The following is a 23,454-nucleotide window of genomic DNA, read 5'->3' as shown; positions in this document are numbered from 1 at the left end:
GTTTCAGGCCCCGGCTGAGTTTACGAAGATGGAATAGACGGATGTCGACGCGGTGATGAACAATACATTGCCGCGAGCACCGCCAAATGTCAGGTTCGAAACGGTCTCGGGCGTCCGGATTTTGCCCAAAAGCTCTCCGCTAGGTGAAAACACATGAACGCCATCCGCCGCCGAGCACCAGATATTGTCATGTCGATCAACCCTCAATCCGTCGGGCAACCCGTTGTCGATCTCTGCAAACTCTTGCCCGCCCGCCAAAGTTCCATCTGATGAGACGTCATACACGCGCAAGATGGACGGGACCGAGGGGTCATGGCTACTGCCGGACTCAGCAATATAGAGGCGGGTCTCGTCTTTGGAAAATGCAAGCCCATTGGGTTGGGTGAAATCCTTGGCGACCACCTGTATCGCCAAGTCGTCAGGGTCAACACGGTAGACAAAACTACCATCTTGTTCGGGTGTTGCCTTATAACCTTCAAGGTCTGATAGAATTCCATAGGTCGGGTCCGAGAACCAGATTGATCCGTCCGAGCGTACAACAACGTCGTTTGGTGAATTCAACCGCCTGCCATCATGGCTGTCAGCAATGACTGTCCGGCTGCCGTCATGTTCAGTGCGCACCAACGACCGGCTGCCATGGTGACAGGTCAGCAACCGCCCATTCGGATCGCGCGTATTGCCATTGGCGTATTCGGAATGTTGCCGGTACACGCTGACACCACCATCCTCGGTCCAGCGATATATTCGCGCGTTCGGAATGTCCGAGAACATGAGAAGCGCATGCGCTGGAAACCACACGGGGCCCTCGGTCCAGATGTGGCCTTTCGAAATCCGTGAAAGCCCGACATTTGTATGGATCAGGTCGCGAAACTCGGGACGAATGATGTCATAAGGTTTCATATGTCATATCCTTTGCGACTGGCCAGTGCGACGACAGCGACGATGATCAGGCCGGTCAGGATCAGGCGGATGCCTGCGCCCAGACCGTAAGAGTTCAGCATCGAAACGATCAGGAACATGAACAAGGCCGCGCCCCATATCCCCGGTACGTTCGAATTGCCCCCTCCGATCGACGAGCCTCCGATCACCACAACCGCAATCGACATCAGCATGTATTCCGTACCCATGTTCAGGTTGGCTCCGCCGGAAAAACTGGCCAGTAGAAAACCCGCCAGTGCCGCGCAGACGGCCGAATTCACATAGACGCCAAACCTCACTGCGTTCACCGGAACGCCACTCAGCCGGGCAGCACGCAAGTTCTGGCCAATGGCAGAGATCCAGCGCCCGGCAATCGCTCGCTCCAGCAGAAGCCATGCGCCGACCGCCAGCACGATCCCCACAACCGCGACATTGGGAATGCCCAGTGCACCGCCGGTTGCGAAATCGGCCAAAGGTTCAGGCGGTTTGATCCGAAGCCCTCGGTTCGACCAGATCGCAAGGGACTGATACAGAAATGATGCCGAAAGCGTGGCGATGATCGGAGGAATGCGCAGCAAGAGGATCAGTGCGAAGTTAACCAATCCGCACCCGACACCCACGCCGATCGCCACCAGCAAGCCCGGCAATATCAATGCCGTTTCGCTGTCCATGAATTTCAGCGACAACGTGGCGGCCAGCGTCATGGAAGCTGGAATGGACAAATCCACGTTCCCCGGCCCCAGCGTGATCACCAGCATCTGACCAATCCCGACAATGGCCGAGAATGACGCGAAAGTCAGCGCAGCATAGAACAATGACCCGGCGCCGGACCCGGCGATAAGGCTGGTGGCCCCAAATGTCACCGCAGCCGCCAGAAAAGCCCAGATCCAAGGCTTGCCCAACAAAAGACGCACAGGATTCAGCTGACCTTCGGTCGCAGAGGTGTTCCCGGTCATGTTGTGGCCCCCTTGCGGACAAAGATAAGCCGGACGGCAAGAACAAGGATCAGGATCGCCCCTTGCGCGCCGATCTGCCAATCCGGCGACAAGCGCAGGAACGACAAGAAGCTGGCGGCCAGTGTCAAAGTCAGTGCGCCGACGACTGCCCCAAAGGGCGATATTCGCCCGCCGACAAATTCACCACCACCCAGGATGACGCCAGCGATGGACAGAAGCGTGTAGCGCAGCGCGATATTCGCGTCTGCAGCCGTTGTCAGCCCGACCAGAGACATCCCGGCAAGAACTCCGAACAACCCTGCCAGCCCATAGGCCGAGGCGCGCAGTTTAATGACCGACCAGCCCGCACGCTCCATCGCGCGTTCATTACCGCCAACGCCCTGCAGAATTACACCGACCCATGACCGCTTGATCAACATGTGCACCACGACCGCAATGACCAAAGGCGCAATAACAGCGATAGGTACCAATGGAGTTTTGAGGCTCATCAGTGATTTCAGCCATTCCGGCGACGCGCCACCCGGTGAAGGCAGAATCAGTACCGCCAAACCACCCCAGACAAAGGACATGCCCAGAGTCACTACAATGGCAGGCAGGCCGCGCAGCTGGATCAAAGCCCCCAGCGCCGCATAGGCAAGGATGGAGGCGGCCAGAATGGCATACCCAAGAAATGGCGTGTCATGCACAAAGGTGGCGGTCACACAGGCGCAGAAACTGACAAAGGTCCCAATCGACAGGTCAATGTCGTTAACCATGATAATCATCATCTGGGCAATCGTGGCCAAAGCGACCGGAATAGCCAGGTTAAACAACAGGTTCAGGCCAAAATAGCTCATGGCCCGGGGCTGCAGATAAAATACCGCCCCCAACAACACAGCCAGCGACAGGACAGGTAAAAGCAGGCGCAGTCGATCACTGGTCAAAGCGCGGTCTCCTGCATCTCGAACGAGGCCTTCAGGATGTTTTCCTCGGATATCTCCGTGCCCACAAGTTCGGCAGCAATTTCGCCCGCGCGAAAAACAAACACGCGGTCGCATTCGAGGATTTCATCGGTTTCGGTGGAATACCACAAGAAGCTGCGCCCCTTGGCGGCTTCGTCCTGGATCATCTGATAGACTTCTTTCTTTGTTCCGACATCGACACCCCGCATCGGGTCATCCATGACGACAAGTGGCGCACTGGATGCCAATGCGCGGGCGAACAGAACCTTCTGTTGGTTTCCACCGGACAAGGACAGGATCGGGTTAAGCAGGTTGTCGGTGCGAATTCCAATGCGCTCTTTCCAGCTTTGGACCAGACCGCTTTCCCGATTTCGGTCCACCATCACGCGGGTGCTGAACTCGGGCAGGGTGGACAGAGACAGGTTGCGCAGGATCGACCACAGCGGCATGACGCCGTCGCGGGCACGGTCGCCTGCCACAAACACCACCTCGGGCTTGGCCGAGGATTTCCAAACCGATGCGTGGTCGAAAAATATCTGGGCCAAAGCCTCGGCCTGACCATGACCGGCCAGACCGGCCAAACCGACGACTTCGCCTTGTCGCGCATTCAGCCCATTGGCGGCCCGGACCACTTCCGGCCCTAGCTCGCGTTGCGCTTTTGTTGTGCTATCCGCCTCATCATCAGGGGCCACATGACCCATCGCGTCGACGATGCTTGAACGTGTGAAGGCTTCGGCGGGCTGGTCATCCACGATCTGCCCGTCCTTCATAATGACAATACGGGTGGAGACCTCGAAAATCTCTCCCATCATGTGCGAGATGAACAGAACGGCTCCACCAGCCGCGCAAAAGCGTTTGATGTAATCCAAAAGCTGCTGCGCAATTGCGGCATCCAGCGAAGATGTGGGTTCATCCAGAATGACAAGGCGGGGTTCGTTGTCACGGTCGGCAAATGCGATAGCGATCTCGACCATCTGACGTTCCGCAATAGTCAGGTCGCCAACCGTGGCGTGGGGACGGATTCCATGACCCGGAAAAACCAGATCCATAGCATTCTGCATCTTTTGTTGCGCCACCCGCCGCCAGTTCTTACGCGGCATGGACCGAAACGGAATGCGCAGGTTTTCCAGGACTGTTAGGTTCGGACATAGTGACAATTCCTGGAACACACTTCGTATGCCCGAAGATTGCGCATTCTGACTGTTTGTCTGATTTGCGTCGCTCGTGCGGTAGGCAACAGAACCCTGAGTCGGGCTCAGGCGTCCATTGATGACATTGGCGAGGGTCGATTTCCCAGCGCCGTTATGGCCCACCAATCCCACACATTCGCCCGACCCAATTGCCATAGAGGCCGCGCGCAGCGCATGAACCGGCCCAAAGGACATGTGGGCCGCGTTCAGCGTGACAACCGGCGCATCAGATGCGCCGGGTATCGATTGAGTGTCTTTCATCAGATCACTTGGCTGACGCGATCACGTTTTTGGCCTCGTCCAATGTATATTCGACATTGGCGACCGAACCTTTGGGCGTGGTCTGCAGCGAGTCCTCAAGATCGCCCTGAGTGATCGTCAGGAACGGGACAGTCAGATCTTTTGGCACCTCATTGCCGTCCAGCACCTGCTGTGCGACCCAGAAGGCCAGCGTGCTGACGCCCGGCGCAATTGAAAGCGAGGTCGTCTCATACCCGTTTTCCGCCTTTTGTTCGGACCACCACTGCAGTTCGTCCTGACGGTTGCCCATGACAATTGTCGGCATGTCCCGGTCGGTCGCACCAATCGCCTGAGCCGCACCATAGCCGTCACCGCCCTGGGTCACGACGCCGACGATCTCGGGCAGGCTGGGCAGAATACCGGCAACGGCTTTTTGTGCCACGTCCTGTGCCCAGTCGCCGTGGACCGACCCCACGATTTCAAAGTTGGAGTTCTTGACCTCATCATGGATACCAGCGCTGATCTCGTCGTCCACAAAGACGCCCGCCAGACCGCGGATTTCCAGCAGGTTGCCGCCGTCAGGATAGCGTTCGGCCAGATATTTCACCTGCTCGCGGCCCATCTGCTGAAAGTCTACAGCGATACGCCAGGCGCACGGTTCCTGCACGATACCATCGAACGACACGACGGTGATGCCTGCGTCACAGGCCGCCTTGACTGCACCGTTGATGGCGGTGGGCGAGGCTGCGTTGATGACAATTGCATCATAGCCTTGAAGGATCATGTTCTGAATTTGAGCGGCCTGTTCGGTCGCCTGGTTTTCCGAGGTGGTGAACGCGTCAGCTGCGGCAACGGTTCCGTCGGCGACTGCCGCCTCACCAACTTTTTGCCAGCTTTCCAGCATCGCCTGACGCCACGAGTTGCCGGCATAGTTATTCGACAATGCAATGCGTTTGTCGGACGTATCCGCCCCGGCGCCAGTTGCAGCAAGCACAGTGATCCCGGCCGCCGCGCCGAGCATGATAGCCTTGAGTTTCATACTTTCCTCCCTGAGCGGCTGAACTGCCGCACATCTTTTGCCCGCTCTGCAGAGCCGACGCCGCAAGGATTCCGCGCAACACCCAAAAGCGTAAGAGTAGGATGCGCGCAAAGCATGCGGGTTCCCGCAAATCTACTGCGGCGATCCGCATGACAGGGCCGGGCATCAGTCCTATACTCAGTCTCGCCGGTCGTCGCGGACCGGTCAGGAGAAGACACAAATGGCCGATCTTGCCTATTACTTGCGGATTTCCAATCATCTGGCGGGCAATCTGGATATCAAATCCGCGCTGCGCTCGGTCAAATCCGAAATCGACCGGATATTGCAGATCGACCATCTTGATGTCTGTCTGATCGACGAAGAGGGGCAGTGGAACACAAGCTACGAAGTGGGCCTTCGCACCAGCTGGAGTCGCACCCGCGCTCCTGTCGAGGTCTCGCCCGTCAGGGATATTCTGTTGGGCCGTTGCGACAGTCTGTTGACCGGGAACGCGTTGGAAGATCCGCGGTATGTCTTTGACGGGGCCGATTGCGAACCCATCATCAAACATCAGATGCGCAGCCGTGTGAATGTTGCGATGAAAGTGCTGGGCCGCACCATCGGCGCGCTGAACTGTTCATCGCAAAAACGCGACTTTTACGATGAACACGCCGTGGAACAGGTCCGCAATATTGCAGACATTCTTGCCCCTTATTTCTATGCGCTTCGGGCCAACGAGCAGGCCAAGCGCGAAGCGATCATGCGGGCCGAGGTGCAGGCACGCGAGGAAGGATTGCGGCTGGGTGCACTCAGCCTGACGGACGCGCTGGAGTTGGAGCGACAGCGCATCGGGATGGATCTGCATGACCAAACTCTTGCCGACATGACCCGGATCGGCCGCGAACTGGAACGCTGCAAGTCCCGCAAGGATATCGAGGCGCTGCGTGAAAGCATGCAAAGCTGTATTCAGGGATTGCGAGAGATCATTGACACGTCGATCCCCTCACTGTTGGAGCTGTTCGGCTTTCAACATGCGGTCCGGACACATCTTGAACGTGCCGTGGGCGCCGATCAGAACATTGACATAGATGTGCGCGACCTGTCGGACGGCATGATCGACGACCTCCCGCAAACCAAGCGCATTGCCATGTTTCGCATCGCCCAGGAGGCGATCAACAACGCGGTCCGGCATGCGCACGCACAAAACATTCGCGTCGAGATTGAGTGCCGCGATGGGCTGCATCTTCGGATCAGGGATGACGGAGCCAGCGCCGCCGCCATTCAATCGACCAAAGCGTCGGGCGGTCTGACAAATATGCGGACCCGCGCCCGGCTGATCGCTGCGCATTTCGAAATTCACTATGCACAAGGCACCGAAATCAGCGTGCGCCTTCCTGCTTCCGAATGTCCACGCAAAGAGGTGATGGCATGAAGGTTCTTCTGGTCGAAGATGACACGATGCATGCCAGCTACCTAAAAGAGCTGGTCAGCGAGGCGCTGCCCGAAGCGACTGAAATCACCCTCGCCACTAACGGGCGGGACGGAGAAGTCAAAGCGCGTCAAAGCCGGGTCGAAGCCATCGTGATGGACCTGCGCATGAAAGAACGTAACGGGATCGAAGCTGCCCGCACGATATGGTCGGAACGGCCCGACACCCGTATTCTGTTCTGGTCCAACTATTCGGACGAGGCATACCTGCGAGGCATTGCCCGGATCGTCCCGAAAGAAGCCGCTTACGGATACGTCCTCAAGACCGCCAGCCCGTCGCGTATGCATCTGGCGCTGCGCGCGGTCTTGCTCGAAGCGCAGATCATGGTCGATCGCGAGATTCACCAGATCCAGCGGGATCAAAGCCGCTCGGGCGAGGCCCTGACAGAGGTCGAGCTTGCCATCCTGACCGATCTGGCCCTTGGGCTGCCCGACAAGGCGATTGCCACACGACGCAAACTGGCCTTGCGCACAATACAAAACCGCTTGTTGTCCATTTACGAAAAGCTGGATGTCAGTGATTTGTCTCTCGATATCGGTGACGTCACGATCAACAAGCGCGTTCGGGCCGTCACCAAGGCGATGACCACGCAAATATTGAACAATGAGTCCATCGCTGCCGCGGAAAAAGACCTGGCCGAGTGGGTTCTGCGGGCCACCGTCGACCTGCGCTGATCATAGTTTCCCGCGAAATGAGACTCTGTCGGCGCGGCGATTCAAACCTTTCTGAGTATTAATTGGTCGGGCCTCAATGTCCGAAGGCAGCCGAATAGATGCCAAAACCGCCAACAAGGATCAGGCTAATCGCCCAGACAACATCAAGGTTGAACCAGCTTTTCGAGATGAAGGTAAGTCCTAACCAATAGTACACGGCTACCGCAATTATCACTCCGGCGGCGGTCATCGCCAGCGTGTGGACAATAGCGACTGAAAGCGCGGTCAGGACATCATTGCCCATAAGAACCTGCACCGCAGCATGCCCGGTGTCGGCAACGCTCCCGGGTTCCAGCAGGCCGCAGATGCCCAAATATATGGGAACCAGCATCAACCCGGCCCCATGCGCCATCGCTGCCAGAAACGACCACAGCACCAGGCGGGCCGGGTGGATCCGGGATAGTATCTTTGGATGTTTGCGGTTGATCAGAAGATAGACGCCCATCGCAACCACGATCACACCGGCCCCAATTCTGATCTCGGCTTCGCGTTCGACCAGAATGATCATCAGCGAAAAGGGCAGCAAAATCCCGATCATCGCCAGAAAATGACCCAGCGCAAGCATCGCCAGAGCTTTGGCCATGGCGGACGGCCTGCGCTCCATCAATGCAGAAGACACGGCGAGCGGCCACCCCATTCCCGGGTTGATGCCATGATAGAACCCCGAAAAAATGACGGCCCACCACAGGGCCGTCAATGACAGGTCTTCCATGTGCGTCAGACCGAGGGATAGCAGAAGCTGTCCGTTGAACAGTCGCCTCCCTCAAGACGGATCTGGTGGGCACGGGTCCCTTCGGGGAAATCGACGTAAAAATCATGATCCAACGCAAAACCGCCATCGTCCCCGACATTGGCCATGACCATCTGACCGCCTTCATGGTGCGGGTAGAACTGATTGTCCCAAGTGGAATACAGCGAGTTGGTCCAGTAAACACGCTTTCCATCGCGGCTGATTTCCACCATCTGCGGACCGAAGACAAAGCCTTTGCCATTGGGGTGTTTGGTTTCCCGCGCGATGCCGCCAAGCTCCACTTTGCCGGTCAAAACCGGATTGAAGGGGTCCGACACGTCATATTGGTGCATCTCACCAAGGCCCCAACAGGCGACATACAGATATTTGTCATCCAGGCTCAGGTCGATATCGGTGACCAGAGGCGGCACGGCGCTGAAACCTTTCAGCAAATCGGGAAGGTTGTCGGGATCCTCGGGGCGGGGGTCGATGGTGATGGTTTTTTTTGCCTGCCATGTCCCGTCATCACCGCGCCACCAGGTGAAGATCGCGCCTTGCAGGTTGGTGGTATCAACCACTACGCCGCAAAAACCGTAGGATTTGGTCGGGTCATGGGCCGGCCTGATTTCCAGCGCCATCTGATGGTTCTCGCCAAGGTCAATCGTCTGGATATTCTTGCGGGCCCGCAGGTCCCAGAAATGGATCGCGTGACCGTATTTGTTGCTGAGCAAGTCCTCGGGCACCAGGCCGTTCTCGAATTGCGGTGGCAGACCCCATTCCGAACTGACCATATAGTCTTGCGGTAGGTTCCACCAGAAATCGTAGTGCTTGTCCTGCTTGCCCCGATCCATTTCGTACCGACCGATGATCTCGAAACTTTCGCAATCCATGATGAATATCCCCGGAGGACCATCCGTTCCGTCCGGCCCACCCCCACCAAGGGTCGAGACATAGATGCCTTCGGGGCCGCAATGGATGGTATGGGGGCGCGAATAGCCGGTTTTTGCAAACACTTCCTCTGGTTCGATAATCTTGTGTATCTTGGCGTTCAGCGGTTCCTTCACATCGAATATGTAGATGCGGCTTGAACGGATACCCGGTACAATCAGATAACGCCGCTCGAGGAAAGCGTGACCGGACAAAGGTGACAGTGACGAGGAACAGGCGTTCCAGCCAAAGTGATGAAACTCGTCCCCAGTGCTTGGTGTCATCACCGTATGCACGATCTGGCCATATGTATCAGAGCCGTCCCGCAAGTCGATCACGGCAATACCGTCATGCTGGCTGGCATCCTTGCCCAGCATCACGGTAAAAGCAAAATTCTCGACCGGGGCCTGCATGGCCAGTTTTGGCGACGCGTGAAACGTCGGATCTGGTCGTAAGTTCATTGCATTTCTCCCAAGTACCTTCGAGGGTTGGACACGGCCCAAAACACCCGTTCAGGACGTTCGGATCGCACACTCACAGCGCTATTGGGGCCGCCAGGTCCGGCGGCCAACTGCGGATGCGGTTTTGCCTGACTGCGCATCGCCAACTTGACAGCGCGCCGAGCCTCAGGTGCCCGCTGTCTGCATTGGCGCCCACGATCAGATTGTGGATCTACCATCCGGGATTTCCCCGGCCATGCAGCATGGGCTTTGATCAGGTATCGCTTTTGCGACATCCTTGATCACAGGATGAAGAAAAGCGCTTTTGGATCAAGTTCTTTTTCAACCCAAGTCTCAAGGCTAGCAAGCAAACTCACGTGTCGCAAACATGATTGTCATAGCAGATGTTTTAACACGACCGCGCGCCGCGCTGCGTTTCCTTTGGCTTCCGAGGACGTTTGAGCGTAAGTTATTTCTGGCCGAACGCGTTCTTTAGTGCATCACTCATCGCGTTGTTCTGGGATACTTCACGACCTTTTTTGGCCGCAGGTTTGTGGCCGTTTTGCTTCTCGGTTGAAACTGTTTGCTTTTTGGATGATTTGTTCTGCCGGGCAGGATGACCACCATCCCTGCGCATGGACAAACCAATGCGTTTGCGCGCTGTATCAACCTCGACCACACGCACTTTGACGACCTGACCGGTTGTAACCACATCATGAGGGTCTTTGACGAACCGGTCGGCCAGCTGGCTGACATGCACAAGCCCATCCTGATGCACACCGACATCAACAAACGCGCCGAAGGCCGCGACATTTGTCACTGTGCCTTCCAGAACCATACCCGGTTTCAGATCGGAAATGTCCTCGACCCCATCAGCAAAGGTTGCCGTGACAAAACCGGGGCGCGGGTCCCGGCCCGGTTTCTCCAACTCGGCAAAAATATCGCGAATGGTCGGCAAGCCAAATGTGTCATCTACAAACTGCTCGGCGCGGACACCTTTCAAAGCGCCGTCATGCCCCATGATCTGCCGAATGTCGCGCCCACAGGCAGCCACAACGCGCCGCGCGACACCATAGGCTTCGGGATGAACAGAAGACGCGTCCAACGGTTCAGCCCCGTCGCGAATACGCAGGAACCCGGCGCATTGCTCGAACGCGCGCGGTCCAAGCCGCGAGACCTTCAGCAAATCCTTTCGCGATGAGAACGCGCCGTTCATATCGCGATGCGCCACGATCGCCTCGGCCAACCCGGGGCCAAGGCCCGAGATGTGCGACAACAAAGGGGCCGAGGCCATATTCAGGTCCACCCCAACCGCATTCACCACATCTTCGATCACGGCCTCAAGTGCCTGCGTCAGACGATGTTGATCCACGTCGTGCTGATATTGACCAACGCCAATGCTTTTGGGTTCGATCTTGACCAGCTCGGCCATTGGGTCCTGCAACCGCCGCGCGATTGAAACCGCACCACGCAACGAGACATCGAGATCGGGAAACTCCCGCGCGGCCAGCTCGGAGGCGGAATAGACCGAAGCACCGGCTTCGGACACAACCACTTTCGTTGGCGCTTTGGCCTTATTCGGCAACATCGCCACCGTGTCCCCGACCAGCCGTTCGGTCTCGCGGCTGGCTGTGCCATTGCCGATGGCGATAAGCTCGATGTTGTGCTCGGAAATCAGTTTCAGGATTGTCGCCTGAGCACCGCGCACATCATTCTTTGGCTGAAACGGATAAAGCGTATCCGTCGCCAGCACCTTGCCCGTCGCATCGACCACGGCTGCTTTGACACCTGTGCGTATGCCCGGGTCCAAGCCCAATGTGGGCCGCGCACCGGCAGGGGCTGCAAAAAGCAGGTCCTTAAGGTTGCGCGCAAAGACCTGAATGGCGTCGTCCTGTGCACGGCTGCGCAGATCCGCCATCAACTCGACCATCATCGTGAGCGACAATTTCACCCGCCAGGTCCAGCCAGCGACCTTGCGCAGCCATACATCACCCGGCGCATCCGTGCGTGTGTTCAGAAAAGCGGCAACAATGGCTTCGGCCCGCGCAGCCCCGTGCTCGAGATCTGGCGCGATATCCAGCGTCACAACCCCTTCTTTCGACGCCCGCAACATCGCCAGCGCGCGGTGTGAGGGCACTTTCGACCACATCTCGGCATGGTCAAAATAGTCACTAAATTTCGCGCCGTCCTTTTCCTTGCCATCAATAACCTTCGACGTCAGCATCGCGTTTTGATGCATGAAACTGCGCAATTGCCCCAGCAGTTCAGCGGTTTCTGTCAACTGTTCCGTCACAATGTCCCGGGCCCCGTTCAGGGCATCTTTGACAGTGGGAACAGCATCGCTGAGGAATTGTTCAGCCAAAGTCTCGGGGTCGACCGTGCGATCTGCGCGTATCGCATCAGCTAGAGGCTCCAGCCCGTTTTCCCGGGCAATCATGGCTTTGGTTCGGCGCTTGGGCTTATAGGGCAGATAGATATCTTCCAACTGCGCCTTGGTCTCGGCTTGCACAAGCCGTCTAGTCAGCTCATCGGTCAGCTTGCCCTGTTCCCGGATCGAATTCACAATACTCTCGCGCCGCGCCTCCAACTCGCGCAAATAGATCAACCGATCCGCCAGAACCCTAAGCTGGCTGTCATCCAGACCGCCCGTGGCTTCTTTGCGATAGCGCGCAACAAACGGGACCGTCGCGCCGTCGTCCAGCAGCTTGACAGCCGCCCCCACCTGTTCCGGGCGCGCGTTGATTTCCGTGGCGATGGTGCGGGCGATACGGTCCAAGGGGGCCTCCGTTACAGCGGTTGGACAGCCGTTCTAGACGCACTGCAGGTCCGGGGGAAGAGCGCGTTCGAAAAAAACTCAGAACTGCAAGAACAGACGAGTTTGTCTAACTTTCACCTCAATGTTTCAGCACTTTGCCTCCAGAGGTCAGTGTTTTGCGCCGTTTGGTTACGAGCGAAGATGGCTAACTGAAAATATGCCCAGATCACCGCTACCTAAAGTTGAGTATCGATTGACTAAGGAGTTTGAATGAAGGTCCGTCTTGCCGCTTTGACCACGATCTGCGCCGCTGCTTTGCTGTGGTATACCGAGCCGTTGAAATCGGACGAATTACTTGGAACGTGCATACGGGGGCATGGGGCCCCGTCCCAATCCATCGCGGCCTGTACCGCACTGATCGAAACGCAAGATTCCCGGCCCGAATACCAGTTTCTGTATTATTCCAAACGAGCTGAGGCGTTTTGCCGAGCTAATACCTATGACAAGGCCCTGTCGGATGCCAACCACGCGCTGTCACTTTCGCCGGACCACCCGCGAATGCTGGTATGGCGAGCCTACGCGCACAATGCGCTTGGGGATCGGCAGGCGTCAGATGCCGATTTCGAACGGGCGTTGCAGATCAACGAAAACGATACCTATGCCCTATACAGCAAGGCCAAGCTGCATCGCGCGCGCGGAGAAATAGACTCAGCAGCGCGCAACTACGAAAGGGTTCTTGAGATTGCGCCTGACCATCAGAGCGCGATGAAGGACCTCATTAATCTGCGTCTTGGCCAGAGTGAATTTAACAACGTAGAAAACCTACTGGATCAGGCTGCATTGACATGGCCCGACAAAGAGTGGGTCTATACCTATCGCCTTGGTTATGAGCTTAAGTATTCCGGCGACATGGACATCGCGCTATCGACGGCAAAGATGGCAGTTGAGCTTTTCCCAAAGTCGTCGGAAGCCCTTTTGTTTCTTGCCGTTACAAATTTTCGGTTGGGATACGATGCCGACGGGATTGCAAGTGTCGAAAAATACGTGGCGTTGGAAAACCAAAACCAGAGCTTCTTTGAAAGACTAAGGCTAACGGTCCCGAGTTTCCTCTTGGTTGGGCAGAACACGGAGTGGATTGCGCGCGCTGTTCTTTACGCCGGCATTGGAAAGACCCAGCTTGCGACAGCTGAGATAAAGTCATTTCTGGACGCGACTGGGGAGAACGGTCTAAAAGTCGTGTTGCACGGGTTCGAACAGGAGGGGTTTCCGATTTCCAAAGACGCGTCTGATGGCGTGCCGGAGGCGATGGATGCCCTGATTGCAGATTACGTCGCCAAGAAACAGGCCGAAGTCGGCCTGAGCCACCTCGTCTTTCCTGATCAACCCAAGCTCTGAGCCGCCCCGTGTCAATTTGCGCCCCCAAACCTGATTGATCCCAAACCAATCCTGCTATAAGCGGGCCCTGTCACATCAGAGTCACCCGTGAGGCGTCGTTGCCTCGTAACGGCTCGGTGCCGGTCTTCAGCATTGGCACATACTCTTGGATCGCACGCCCCGAAAGGCTTTAAAAAAAGGTAAGGGAATATGGCAGAAAATTCGAACTTCGACGTATTGTATACCATTGTAGACGAAGCGCCTGAGCTAGCCAGCGCGTCGTTCCTGCCCATCATCCGCAAGTTCGCATCCGCCGCGGGTGTCAGCGTTGGCACCAAGGATATCTCGCTGGCCGGGCGCATCATCGCGACCTTCCCCGAGAACCTGACCGAGGCGCAGCGAATCACCGACGATCTGGCTGCCTTGGGTGAGCTGGTGAAGACGCCGGACGCCAATGTCATCAAGCTGCCGAACATTTCGGCCTCGGTCCCGCAGCTGGTGGCGGCCATCGAGGAATTGCAGTCGCAGGGCTATGATATCCCGAACTACCCCGAGGAACCCTCGACCGATGAAGAAAAGGCGATCCGTGCGCGCTATGACGCGATCAAGGGCTCGGCTGTGAATCCGGTTCTGCGCGAAGGCAACAGTGACCGCCGCGCGGCCCGAGCTGTAAAGAACTACGCTCAGAAGAACCCGCATTCGATGGGTGCGTGGGCTTCGGACAGCAAGACCAAAGTGTCGTCGATGCCGGGCAATGATTTCTATGCCAACGAAAAGTCAGCCACCATTACCGCCGCGCAGGCCGGTGATGCGAAGATCGAATTCGTGGGCAAAGATGGCGGCGTGACCGTCCTGAAAGACGGCTGGCCGCTGGAAGAAGGCACCGTGGCCGATGCGACCTTCATGTCGGTCAAGGCGTTGTCGGCGTTTCTGGCCGAGGCCATCGAAGACACCAAGGCAGACGGCACCATGTTCTCGCTGCACATGAAAGCCACGATGATGAAGGTCAGCGACCCGATCATCTTTGGCTATGCGGTCAAGGCGTGGCTGACCCCCGTGTTCGAGAAATTCGGCGCGGAACTGGATGCGCTGGGTGTGAACCCGAACTCGGGTCTGGGCGATCTGCTGGAACGGGTTCAGGGCAATGCCGAAATCATGGCCGCGATCGAAGCGATTAAGGCGGATCGCCCGTCCATGTATATGGTCGACAGCGACAAGGGCATCACCAACCTGCACGTCCCGTCGGACGTGATCATCGACGCTTCGATGCCTGCGGTGATCCGCGCGGGTGGCAAGGGCTGGGATGAGGCCGGTGCCAAGGGTGACACGAACTGCGTGATCCCCGACCGCTGCTATGCGCCCGTTTATGATGAATCCATCAAGTTCTTCAAAGCCAATGGCGCGCTGAACCCGGCGACTGCCGGAGCCGTGGCCAATGTCGGCCTGATGGCACAGAAGGCCGAGGAATATGGCTCGCACCCGACCACCTTCCAGGCCCCGGCCGATGGCACCATCCGCATCGTTCTGGCCAATGGCGAGACGTTGCATTCCCATGAGGTCGAGCAGGGCGATATCTGGCGGTCCTGCACCGTCAAGAAGGCCCCCATCGAGAACTGGATTCAGCTGGCCATGGACCGTCAGCGCCTGACGGGCTCCGAGGCGATCTTCTGGCTGGACGCAAACCGCGCCCATGACGCCGAGCTGATCAAATACGTCAAACCGGCGCTTGAGGCGGCTGGCGTGGCAGACAAGTTCCTGATCATGGCCCCGCGCGAGGCGACCCGCCAGTCGCTTGAGACCATCACGGCGGGCAAGGATTCGATTGCGATCACCGGCAACGTGCTGCGGGACTATCTGACCGACCTGTTCCCGATCCTGGAACTGGGCACCTCGGCCAAGATGCTGTCGATCGTCAAACTGATGAATGGCGGCGGTTTATTTGAGACGGGCGCGGGCGGATCAGCCCCGAAACACGTGCAGCAGCTGGTCGAGGAAAACCACCTGCGCTGGGACTCGATGGGTGAGTTCTGTGCGCTGGGTGAATCCCTGAACTTCCTGGCCGACAGCAAGGGCAACGCCAAGGCGGGTGTTCTGGGCGCAGCCGCTGAGGCCGCGACACAGGGCATTCTGGACAACAATAAATCGCCCAGCCGGAAGGTCGGTCAGCCGGATAACCGCGACAGCCACTACTGGTTTGCGCGCTACTGGGCCGAAGCCCTGGCCGCGCAATCCGACGATGCCGATTTGGCGGCAGAGTTCGGCCCATTGGCAAAAGAACTGGTCGAGCAAGAGGGCCAGATCCTGAATGAACTGGCAGCAGCCCAAGGTGCCCCGGCCGACCTGGGCGGCTACTACCACACCGATCCGGCAAAGGCTGCCGCCATCATGCGCCCCAGCTCCACGCTGAATGCCATTATCGGTTAAGTGTCAAATTCAGGGGTTGTGCGGCCCCTGTGATTGCAAAAAACCGGCCTGAAAGGGCCGGTTTTCCTTTTCCCAAATTAGAAAAGGGCCGACCCCCATAGCCAGCCCCTTTCTGAGTGAGTGATGGGGCTTTCGCCTCACCGGTGTAGTTGAGATTGATAGTATTGATTGGGGCCCGGCTGGGTATTGGGGGTTTCCCGTAGTGCGCATCTTTTTTCGCGCAAAGAGCAGACCTGAAAGACGTTTAGCCCATACAACACTAACGGCTATCCACATTTGACTGCAAACAATCAGCGCGAAGAAATCGATTCGTTTCCAAATAAAAAATGGGCCGATCCTAAGACCGGCCCAAGTAAAAGCGTAAACCGAGGGATCAGTTTGACGCTGCATTCAGTTTCTGGTTCTGTTCGCGCAGAGTATCCGAGATGATCGCATACCATTCGCCAGATTCGCGCATCTCGTTGAGACCTTTGTTCATCATCGCAATATACTCCCGCGCGAACGGGTTGGTGCGATGGGCAAGGAAGCTCATAGACGACAAGGTCGAAACATAAGGGTTTTCGACGATGTCAGACGAGGTCAGTCCCATGTCATTCATCGTAGACGCGAACAGTTCAACTTCGAATGCGGCAACGTCCACGGTACCGGTCAGAACGGCGTCCAGACATTCCCGTGCGGTGTTGGGTTGTACAACGGTGGTATTGGTGCGGTTCAGACCGACTTCCTCCAGAACGACCATGCTCCAACCGTGCATACGGCAGATGGTTGAGCCTTCCAGATCTTCAAAGGTTGTCGCATTTGCATAGTCGCTTTCGGGCAGTGTGTAGAAGCCGCCAACGACGTCATAAACCGGAACTGACGCGACAAACTGTGTGCAGCGGGCTTCGGTTTCTGCCGACCATTCGTACGAGCGGTTGGTGCAGTCCGGGACGGTCCACGCGATTGAGATATCGAACGCGCCCAACGGCAATAGTGTATCCAGGTGCGAGCTCCAGTCGTCGACAAAGCTGACCGAATAATCACGGCTGTTTCCGGCACGCTGCAGGCTGGTCGTGGCCAGACGGGTCATGATGCCGCCGCCGCCCAGCGACTCGGTGGTAAACGGCTCCCAGCCGTTGCCAGCCACCATCTTGATTGGGGGCGCATACACATTTGAACGCTTGATGCTTGCTGCGCGCTGCTCTTCGGCTGCGATCAGTTCCTGCGCGCTTTGACCATTGGGCAGGCTGCCGTCTTCACAGGGCAGGGCCAGAACCAATCCCGGCTCAAGCGCACCGGGGTTCGAGATGATGTTCCGGTTCGCGTTAAAGATGGGCTGGTAGTTCGAAGTTCCATAAGCCGCGATGGCAATGGTCGCCATCGTGTCACCATCGGTGACCGTGTAGTTTGAACAGGCTTCCTGCGCGGCTGCGGCACCCGCGCTCAGGGTGGTGACGGCGGTGGCCGACAGTACTGCTCTTTTCAGTTTCTGATCCAACATGTCCACTTCCTCCAGACTTTTATTTTATCAGGCCTTTTCTGGGCCTTAGCCATTTTCCATTTGATAGCGCAGGGCGGTCGACACGATGTCACGCCACTCGCCAGATTGCTGCATGATCGCCAGACCCTGGTTGAGCGTCTCAAGGATCGCTTCCCCATCCGGATTATCTTTGTGGGTCATGACGTTAAGCGACTTGATCGCCGCCAGGTTGGGGTTTTCGATAATACGGTGTTCGTAACCCAGCCGCCCGATGGCTTCGACGGCGACATGGGCCTCGATCGCGATGATGTCAGCGGTCCCATCCATCAACGCGTGAAAGCAGTCGTCCGGTGACACGGGACGCACCAGCTCAATGGCGGGTTCATAAAGGCCAACCGCATCCATATGCGACAAGGACCAGCCCTCGGGACGACAGATCGTTGCACCCGCAAAATCTGAATAGGTCAAAGTCAGCTCATACCCCGAACCTTCGCGGGCAAAAAAAGTGTCTACAACCTCATAGAAGGGATTTGAAAAGTTGTAGGTTTCACAGCGCCCGCGATCACTTTCGGACAGGGCTGCCGCGTCGTCACAGTTTGGACGGGACCAGGGGAAGGTCGCGTCAAAGGCCAGTGTTGGCATCAACAGGTCCAGATGTGAGGACCAATCATTGACGAACTGAATCTTGTAACCTTGCTCGGGCGCGGCGCGCAGCATCGCGGTTTCCACGAGGTTTGTGTAAAGACCACGGTTCGGAAGCGCTTCGTCCGTGAATGGCGCATAGTTGCCGCCGGTGATCATCAAAAGCTGACGGTCACGAACTTGGGTGCTGTCCTCGCCTCCGGCATTCCGGATCAGAGCAGCCGCTTCAATCCGGGCCGCTTCGATTTCTTCCTTGGCGGCTGCTTTGGCGGCAATCACAGCCTCTTCGCTAGTTTTTTTTGCCTCGGCCTTTGCCGCAGCAACCTGCGCTTCGGCCTCGGCAACGGCCTTTGCTGCCCGTTCCTCAGCTGCTTTTACCAGTTCTTCGGCCATTTCAGCAGCAATGCGGCCCGCCTCCGTGTCCGGCACCAACGCCTCCAGCCCGAGGTCTTCGCGGCATGGGAAGGTCAGGATATCGCCGACCCGAATAATATTCGGGTTTGAACCGATTACGTCCCGGTTCGCGTCAAACAGAGGCCGGAAATCCTCGGTTGCGTAAGCTGCAATGGCCAGCTCCCGCAGGCTGTCGCCACGTTTGATTTCATAAGTCGAGCATGCCTCCTGAGCCGAGGCCGCCCCGGTTGCGGCTGCAAGAGCCAGGCTGGATATGATCAGATGGTTTCTCATTTGTCCTGTTTCTCTGCCTTGTTTAGGGTCTTGCCGGTTTGATCACGGCGATTGAAATGTTGTCCTGATCGGGATCGCCCTTGCTCAGAACTGCCTGCAACAGCGCGTCGGCAATATCGCGGGCCGGAGACTGTGACAGGGTATTCGCAAGAGCTTCGATCTCGGGGTTGCTAAGGGTCTGCAAGCCATCGCTTCCCAAAATCAGGATGTCAGATGCAACCAGTAGCAAAGGGTCTTCGGGGCAATCCACTTTGGGAATCGCCGCCCCCATGATGACCGAGGTCAGCTGGTTGCGATCCGGGTGGGCTTGTGCCTGCTCTTGGGTCAATTGACCGTCAGCCACCTGCTGGTCGATCACCGGTGCCATGGAGTGATCTTCGTTGATCTGGCGCAGGCGACCGTCGCGCAACAGATATAGCGGGCTGTCCCCGATGGATATCCAGTACAGCTGGTGATCAAGCACGAGTACGCCCAGCAAGGTTGACCCCAGCTGAATACCCTGTGCCTCGCTATACCGTGCTACAGCGGCGTTCGCCTGCATGGCCGAAATGGGCAGAGCGTCGAGCAGAGCGCCTTCTTCCACATCCTGACCATAAAGAAGATCATCAAAAATCTCGCGCCAGCTTGAGATCACGAGGGCAGACGCAGCTTCACCCGCATCATGTCCACCCATTCCGTCTGCGACAACGACATAGCCCAGATCGGCCGTGTCGAAGACCCGTGCGGCGACGGCGTCCTCCTGCGTGTCGCGCCGACCCTGATCCAGGACCAGCGCAATGTCATATGCAGGGGTTGCCAGCATCAATCAGCATCCCGCCAGTCAAAGCCGTCATCACAGAACGCCGTGAACCGGATTGAGGTTTCGCTGATGCGGATCAGATCGCCGCTGGACAGTGCAACGGTGCTGAGAACGGGCTTGCCATTCAGACGCACAAGGTTGGCTTTACCACCATGACCCAGATAGCATTTGCGGTCTTCAGGGTCATAGGCGATCACTGCGTGATTGCTGCGGGAAATACCGGTGTCGCCAAAATCAAGCTGGATGGCCTGATCGTCGTTACGACCGATCTGCATCAGACCTTCGGTCACGGTAATGCTGGTGCCGCGGCCCGGACCGTTGGTCACAACCAGCCAACCCACCGGATATGTCTGTTCGGTCGAGGTTGGTTTTGCGACAGGATCTGAGGTTTCGATCAACTCTTGCACATGTGTGTCGCCCCGTTCAAATCCCAGGAACGTGGTTTTGACACGCCCACGCCGCTCGGCGCTTGGGGCAGGGGCCGCGAGGGGCGCTTCCGATTCGACCATCGTGGCAACCGGTTCAGGCTGCGGAGCCGGGACAACGGCTTCGACCTCTGGCTCTGGTACCGGAGCGGGGGCCTCCATCTCGGGTTCAGGCGCGGGTTCCGGCATAACCTCGACGATTTCGGGTTCCGGTTCAGTCACTTCCACTTCGGCGACTTCCTCGGGTTCGGAGGCCATTGCCGGTTCGGGAACGATTTCAACCACCGCCTCGTCCTCAGCGATGGACGCTTCGGCAACTGCGGCCAGCATATCGTCTTCGGTCGACAACATGTCATCCGTCTCCAGACGAAGGGTCACGACGGGGCTGTCCTCCGGAGCTTCCGGTTCAGGGACTTCGGCCTCGGAGATATCGGTTTCGATCGTCTCGTCCGCGAATTCCGGCATATCTTCTTCGGGAAGCAGATCGTCTGTTTCCTCATAGCTTTGCGGCGCCATATTGCCACCACCCAGAGCCGCGCGCAGGGCATTGAAATCCGCAATCGGTTCCGCCTTTTCTTCCTGCTCTTCAGGGGCTTCAATCGTCTCTTCCGCGTTAGCCTTGCCGGCACCTTCGAGAAGCCGGCTGAGAGGGCTTTTATATTTGAACATGGTGTCGACACCTTCTTGAATTCTGGCACGGGACCTGTCCCGTGGGGCTGCAACTGGCCTTCGGCCCAAGGGTCCGAAGAGACTGATGAAAGGAAACAGGGAAACTTTTACCTATCGCGACGGTCCGGTTCCCGTCGGGGTGACGATGTTGGCCGTCACCCTCAGCACACACACGCTGGCGAATTTCACATCAAGAACCGGTCGAATTACTCCTGTGCAAGCTGCATCACTGCAGCCGTTTCAGTGCCATCGCGCAGGACAGACATCTCTGCGTTGGGCAAATTTTCGGTAACAAGCTGGGTAAGGACGCCGTCCAGGCTTTCCGGGGCATCGATTGACAGGCCTGTCTGCGTCTCGCTCAGCACCACATCACCCGGACGCAGATCACCTGCGCTGCCCTGCGGAACTGAGGACACGACGGTCTGCCATCCGTCCTCACCTGCGTTGCGCACTTCGAAAGTTATTCCGTTTTGCAGGCCGAACATCCGGTGCGCGGGCAAGGCCAACAGCCCGTTTTGTGCGCGTGTTTCGCCGCGTGCGCGATACCGGACTGCCGCGCGGATGTATCCGTCTGGATCGACCGAGAACTTCTCCATCGCCTGAGCCACAAATTCAATATCTGCGCGCACCGGTTCACCATTGAGCGTAAAGATCGTCGCTCCACGCTGTACCCAGTCGCCGATCATTGACAGATCGGTGCCCGGATCGACCGCCGTGATCGTATAGACGCTGCCAGTTGAAACACGGCGTTTGGACAATGTGAACGGGATGTCCACGTCCCAGTGACCATAAGCCATCTGGTTTTCGACCAGATTTACAGGTTCAACAGGGGCTGGAGAGGTTTCTGGTTCTGCTGCAAATTCTGTGGAAGCAATTGGTGCGTCTTCTGAAACGGCGTCGATTGCAACCGTTTCAGCGGGTGAGGCTTGATCCGCAACCGCGACCTCAACTGGCGCTGTGTCTGACTCGATCACCTGCTCGATAGGTTGATCCTGAGCCGCCTGAGTTTCAGGTTCCAATGCAGGCGCGACCAATTCTGGCTCTGTTTCTGCATTGATGGTCTGCTCGACCGGTTCCACTTCTGCTTGTACCGGAGTGGTATCTTCCGTCGGCTCTTCGGCCGGTTTTGGATCTTCAATCAATGCGGCTGGTTCATCAGCAGCGGCTGCGGTCTCCTCAGATTCTGCTGGCGCTTGCGCCGGAGTGACATCGGTCGCTGATGTCTCGTTCGTCATAACAAAGAAACCACCGGCGGCAACCGCGGCCAGCACGAGGGCAACCCCCGCGATCATCCTACCGCTGCCTCCGGATCCGCTTTTGACAACAGTGTCAACGGCCACCGGCTCGTTTTCCTTGGGGGCAAATTCGGCCAGTTTGTCGTCCGGCTTTTCTTCGTTGCCCAGAACCAGATCCGCATTCCCGGCCAATAGCGCAGTCACAACTGCCTCGGCGTTCTCACTTTCGGCCTTGATCCGCTCTTTCTCGGCTTCCTCATCCTTGCGATCCATTCCAGCAATCACTGAAATCGGACGGTAGGCGAATGTTTCGAACTTCACACCAGGGCCACGGAACATGCGTAGCCAGTCCAGCGCGGACTGAAGGCGGTCCGTCGCATGGACCTCCATTGCTCTGTCGATCGCCTCCAGGAATCCTTTGGGATATCCCTGATAGCGCCCGGTCAAACCACGATAAGGGTCAGGCTTGCCGCTGTTGAATGCGTTCAGGCGGGTTTGACCATCAATCGGGCGTTCGCCGCTGATGGCGTGATACAGCGTAGCCGCCAGCACGTACAGGTCACTGCTGGGCCCCTGATCCGCCCCTCGCACATAGAATTCGTGTGGGGAATAGCCATCCTTGATCACGCGTAGGGTCAGCAGTGCTGCCGACTGTTGCGCCGCCTGTTCGCGCGCGGCCCCAAAATCTATCAGCACCGGATCGTTGTTTTCATCGATCAGAATGTTGTCGGGCGAGATATCGCGATGCAACATGCCGCTTTGATGAATGAACGACACGGCGGACAGCATCTTTTCGGTGACCTGAACGATAAAATCCGGACCTGCGTCGTTTTTGGGGTTCTCTACATAATCCAACAGATCGCATCCACGGATCAGATCCATTGCGATATAGGCGGTGTTGTTGTCCTCGAACACCTGATGCACGTCGACGATATTGGGATGGACCAGCCGCGCATGGTTGCGGGCTTCCTGAATGAAAAGATCGATGATGGCGCGCAAATCTTCCTGATGATCCGGATTGGCCGGTTCGACCAGATCGCCGTTCCTTTGACACAAGGCGCCCGGATAGCATTCCTTGATGACAACATCGCGTTCAAGGCTGTCGCGCGCCAGATACGTGATACCAAAACCGCCGTTGCTGAGATAACGGAGGATTTCATACTGCCCCCGCAGCAACTTGGCACCTGGTTGAAGCCCGTCGACCTGAGGTTCGTCTTGCGCTGCACCTACAGCGTGGCTGTGACCCATTTTCTTCCCGCCCATTTTGCACAATCTGCGGTATGGATAACCAGGCATTCCGCCCGAGCACTCACAACCAAACACAACCGCAGGACACTTAATGAACGTTAGACGGTTCAAATTTGACTTTATTGGGGCCGCCGCATGGCTTCACTATGGATCAATTTCTCGATAATCGCACATT

Annotated in this window: 17 protein-coding genes; 4 read left to right on the top strand and 13 right to left on the bottom strand. The window is 57.4% G+C overall.

Going from position 1 to position 23,454, the window contains the following annotated elements; all coding sequences use genetic code 11:
* Positions 1–3: 3 nt before the first annotated feature.
* Genes ACRZ9X_RS11205 through ACRZ9X_RS11185 form a run of 5 tightly spaced genes read right to left on the bottom strand, consistent with a single transcriptional unit; the run spans position 4 to position 5,284 of the window.
* The gene (locus tag ACRZ9X_RS11205) at positions 4–900 is read right to left on the bottom strand and encodes an SMP-30/gluconolactonase/LRE family protein (RefSeq protein ID WP_480518789.1); all 897 of its coding nucleotides are present in this window, start codon (positions 898–900) and stop codon (positions 4–6) included.
* The gene (locus ACRZ9X_RS11200; protein WP_480518787.1) at positions 897–1,874 is read right to left on the bottom strand and encodes an ABC transporter permease; all 978 of its coding nucleotides are present in this window, start codon (positions 1,872–1,874) and stop codon (positions 897–899) included. Before ACRZ9X_RS11200 ends, ACRZ9X_RS11205 begins: the two co-directional genes overlap by 4 nt.
* Positions 1,871–2,797 (bottom strand): ABC transporter permease, encoded by a 927-nt coding sequence (locus ACRZ9X_RS11195; RefSeq protein ID WP_480518785.1) that lies wholly within the window; start codon positions 2,795–2,797, stop codon positions 1,871–1,873. The genes ACRZ9X_RS11200 and ACRZ9X_RS11195 overlap by 4 nt, the downstream gene beginning before the upstream one ends.
* Positions 2,794–4,266 carry an ATP-binding cassette domain-containing protein gene (locus ACRZ9X_RS11190; RefSeq protein WP_480518783.1) on the bottom strand — a complete coding sequence of 491 codons (1,473 nt, stop codon included), beginning with the start codon at positions 4,264–4,266 and terminating at the stop codon, positions 2,794–2,796. Before ACRZ9X_RS11190 ends, ACRZ9X_RS11195 begins: the two co-directional genes overlap by 4 nt.
* A 4-nt stretch (positions 4,267–4,270) precedes the next feature.
* Complete coding sequence (locus tag ACRZ9X_RS11185; RefSeq protein ID WP_480518781.1) at positions 4,271–5,284, bottom strand: substrate-binding domain-containing protein; 1,014 nt, start codon at positions 5,282–5,284, stop codon at positions 4,271–4,273.
* Positions 5,285–5,504: 220 nt separating this feature from the next.
* On the opposite strand from ACRZ9X_RS11185, the gene ACRZ9X_RS11180 reads away from it, so the two are divergent.
* Both ACRZ9X_RS11180 and ACRZ9X_RS11175 read left to right on the top strand, forming a co-directional pair.
* Positions 5,505–6,695 (top strand): GAF domain-containing sensor histidine kinase, encoded by a 1,191-nt coding sequence (locus ACRZ9X_RS11180; protein WP_480518779.1) that lies wholly within the window; start codon positions 5,505–5,507, stop codon positions 6,693–6,695.
* Positions 6,692–7,426 (top strand): response regulator transcription factor, encoded by a 735-nt coding sequence (locus ACRZ9X_RS11175; protein WP_480518777.1) that lies wholly within the window; start codon positions 6,692–6,694, stop codon positions 7,424–7,426. The genes ACRZ9X_RS11180 and ACRZ9X_RS11175 overlap by 4 nt, the downstream gene beginning before the upstream one ends.
* 73 nt (positions 7,427–7,499) lie before the next feature.
* Here ACRZ9X_RS11175 and ACRZ9X_RS11170 read toward each other — a convergent pair whose 3' ends face one another.
* From ACRZ9X_RS11170 to ACRZ9X_RS11160, 3 genes are all read right to left on the bottom strand, one after another.
* A complete protein-coding gene (locus ACRZ9X_RS11170) occupies positions 7,500–8,177 on the bottom strand; it encodes a hypothetical protein (RefSeq protein WP_480518775.1) in 678 nt (225 codons plus the stop codon).
* Positions 8,178–8,182: 5 nt separating this feature from the next.
* Positions 8,183–9,583: a selenium-binding protein SBP56-related protein gene (locus ACRZ9X_RS11165; RefSeq protein WP_480518773.1), complete on the bottom strand. Its 1,401-nt coding sequence runs from the start codon at positions 9,581–9,583 to the stop codon at positions 8,183–8,185.
* A gap of 448 nt (positions 9,584–10,031) precedes the next feature.
* Positions 10,032–12,338 carry a Tex family protein gene (locus tag ACRZ9X_RS11160; RefSeq protein WP_480518771.1) on the bottom strand — a complete coding sequence of 769 codons (2,307 nt, stop codon included), beginning with the start codon at positions 12,336–12,338 and terminating at the stop codon, positions 10,032–10,034.
* Positions 12,339–12,587: 249 nt separating this feature from the next.
* Here ACRZ9X_RS11160 and ACRZ9X_RS11155 point away from each other — a divergent pair, with 249 nt between their 5' ends.
* Entirely contained in the window at positions 12,588–13,712 is a 1,125-nt protein-coding gene (locus ACRZ9X_RS11155; RefSeq protein WP_480518769.1) for a tetratricopeptide repeat protein, read from the top strand.
* Positions 13,713–13,901: 189 nt separating this feature from the next.
* A complete protein-coding gene (locus ACRZ9X_RS11150) occupies positions 13,902–16,115 on the top strand; it encodes an NADP-dependent isocitrate dehydrogenase (RefSeq protein ID WP_480518767.1) in 2,214 nt (737 codons plus the stop codon).
* A gap of 373 nt (positions 16,116–16,488) precedes the next feature.
* Here the strand turns inward: ACRZ9X_RS11150 and ACRZ9X_RS11145 are convergent, their stop codons facing one another.
* The 5 genes from ACRZ9X_RS11145 to ACRZ9X_RS11125 all read right to left on the bottom strand — a co-directional run bounded on the left by ACRZ9X_RS11145 (position 16,489) and on the right by ACRZ9X_RS11125 (position 23,294).
* The gene (locus tag ACRZ9X_RS11145; protein ID WP_480518765.1) at positions 16,489–17,595 is read right to left on the bottom strand and encodes a peptidoglycan-binding protein LysM; all 1,107 of its coding nucleotides are present in this window, start codon (positions 17,593–17,595) and stop codon (positions 16,489–16,491) included.
* Between the two features lie 45 nt (positions 17,596–17,640).
* Complete coding sequence (locus ACRZ9X_RS11140) at positions 17,641–18,903, bottom strand: peptidoglycan-binding protein LysM (RefSeq protein ID WP_480518763.1); 1,263 nt, start codon at positions 18,901–18,903, stop codon at positions 17,641–17,643.
* 22 nt (positions 18,904–18,925) lie between these two features.
* Positions 18,926–19,705, bottom strand: a complete 780-nt coding sequence (locus tag ACRZ9X_RS11135) for a PP2C family protein-serine/threonine phosphatase (RefSeq protein WP_480518761.1) — start codon at positions 19,703–19,705, stop codon at positions 18,926–18,928.
* The gene (locus ACRZ9X_RS11130) at positions 19,705–20,796 is read right to left on the bottom strand and encodes an FHA domain-containing protein (protein WP_480518759.1); all 1,092 of its coding nucleotides are present in this window, start codon (positions 20,794–20,796) and stop codon (positions 19,705–19,707) included. Before ACRZ9X_RS11130 ends, ACRZ9X_RS11135 begins: the two co-directional genes overlap by 1 nt.
* Positions 20,797–21,002: 206 nt before the next feature.
* Positions 21,003–23,294, bottom strand: coding sequence for a serine/threonine-protein kinase (locus ACRZ9X_RS11125; protein ID WP_480518757.1), 2,292 nt, complete (start codon positions 23,292–23,294; stop codon positions 21,003–21,005).
* Positions 23,295–23,454 lie beyond the last annotated feature (160 nt).

The organism is Ruegeria sp. AL1 (assembly GCF_056540905.1).
Note: the sequence above shows the minus strand (reverse complement) of the source record. Positions and strands in the feature narration are given on the sequence as shown.

Excerpts from the sequence above, each read along its gene's own strand:
- ACRZ9X_RS11135 (WP_480518761.1), bottom strand. The coding sequence starts at position 19,705 with ATGCTGGCAACCCCTGCATATGACATTGCGCTGGTCCTGGATCAGGGT.
- ACRZ9X_RS11125 (WP_480518757.1), bottom strand. The coding sequence starts at position 23,294 with ATGGGCGGGAAGAAAATGGGTCACAGCCACGCTGTAGGTGCAGCGCAA.
- ACRZ9X_RS11205 (WP_480518789.1), bottom strand. The coding sequence starts at position 900 with ATGAAACCTTATGACATCATTCGTCCCGAGTTTCGCGACCTGATCCAT.
- ACRZ9X_RS11175 (WP_480518777.1), top strand. The coding sequence starts at position 6,692 with ATGAAGGTTCTTCTGGTCGAAGATGACACGATGCATGCCAGCTACCTA.
- ACRZ9X_RS11185 (WP_480518781.1), bottom strand. The coding sequence starts at position 5,284 with ATGAAACTCAAGGCTATCATGCTCGGCGCGGCGGCCGGGATCACTGTG.
- ACRZ9X_RS11145 (WP_480518765.1), bottom strand. The coding sequence starts at position 17,595 with ATGTTGGATCAGAAACTGAAAAGAGCAGTACTGTCGGCCACCGCCGTC.
- ACRZ9X_RS11200 (WP_480518787.1), bottom strand. The coding sequence starts at position 1,874 with ATGACCGGGAACACCTCTGCGACCGAAGGTCAGCTGAATCCTGTGCGT.
- ACRZ9X_RS11140 (WP_480518763.1), bottom strand. The coding sequence starts at position 18,903 with ATGAGAAACCATCTGATCATATCCAGCCTGGCTCTTGCAGCCGCAACC.
- ACRZ9X_RS11165 (WP_480518773.1), bottom strand. The coding sequence starts at position 9,583 with ATGAACTTACGACCAGATCCGACGTTTCACGCGTCGCCAAAACTGGCC.
- ACRZ9X_RS11170 (WP_480518775.1), bottom strand. The coding sequence starts at position 8,177 with ATGGAAGACCTGTCATTGACGGCCCTGTGGTGGGCCGTCATTTTTTCG.
- ACRZ9X_RS11155 (WP_480518769.1), top strand. The coding sequence starts at position 12,588 with ATGAAGGTCCGTCTTGCCGCTTTGACCACGATCTGCGCCGCTGCTTTG.
- ACRZ9X_RS11190 (WP_480518783.1), bottom strand. The coding sequence starts at position 4,266 with ATGAAAGACACTCAATCGATACCCGGCGCATCTGATGCGCCGGTTGTC.
- ACRZ9X_RS11180 (WP_480518779.1), top strand. The coding sequence starts at position 5,505 with ATGGCCGATCTTGCCTATTACTTGCGGATTTCCAATCATCTGGCGGGC.
- ACRZ9X_RS11150 (WP_480518767.1), top strand. The coding sequence starts at position 13,902 with ATGGCAGAAAATTCGAACTTCGACGTATTGTATACCATTGTAGACGAA.
- ACRZ9X_RS11130 (WP_480518759.1), bottom strand. The coding sequence starts at position 20,796 with ATGTTCAAATATAAAAGCCCTCTCAGCCGGCTTCTCGAAGGTGCCGGC.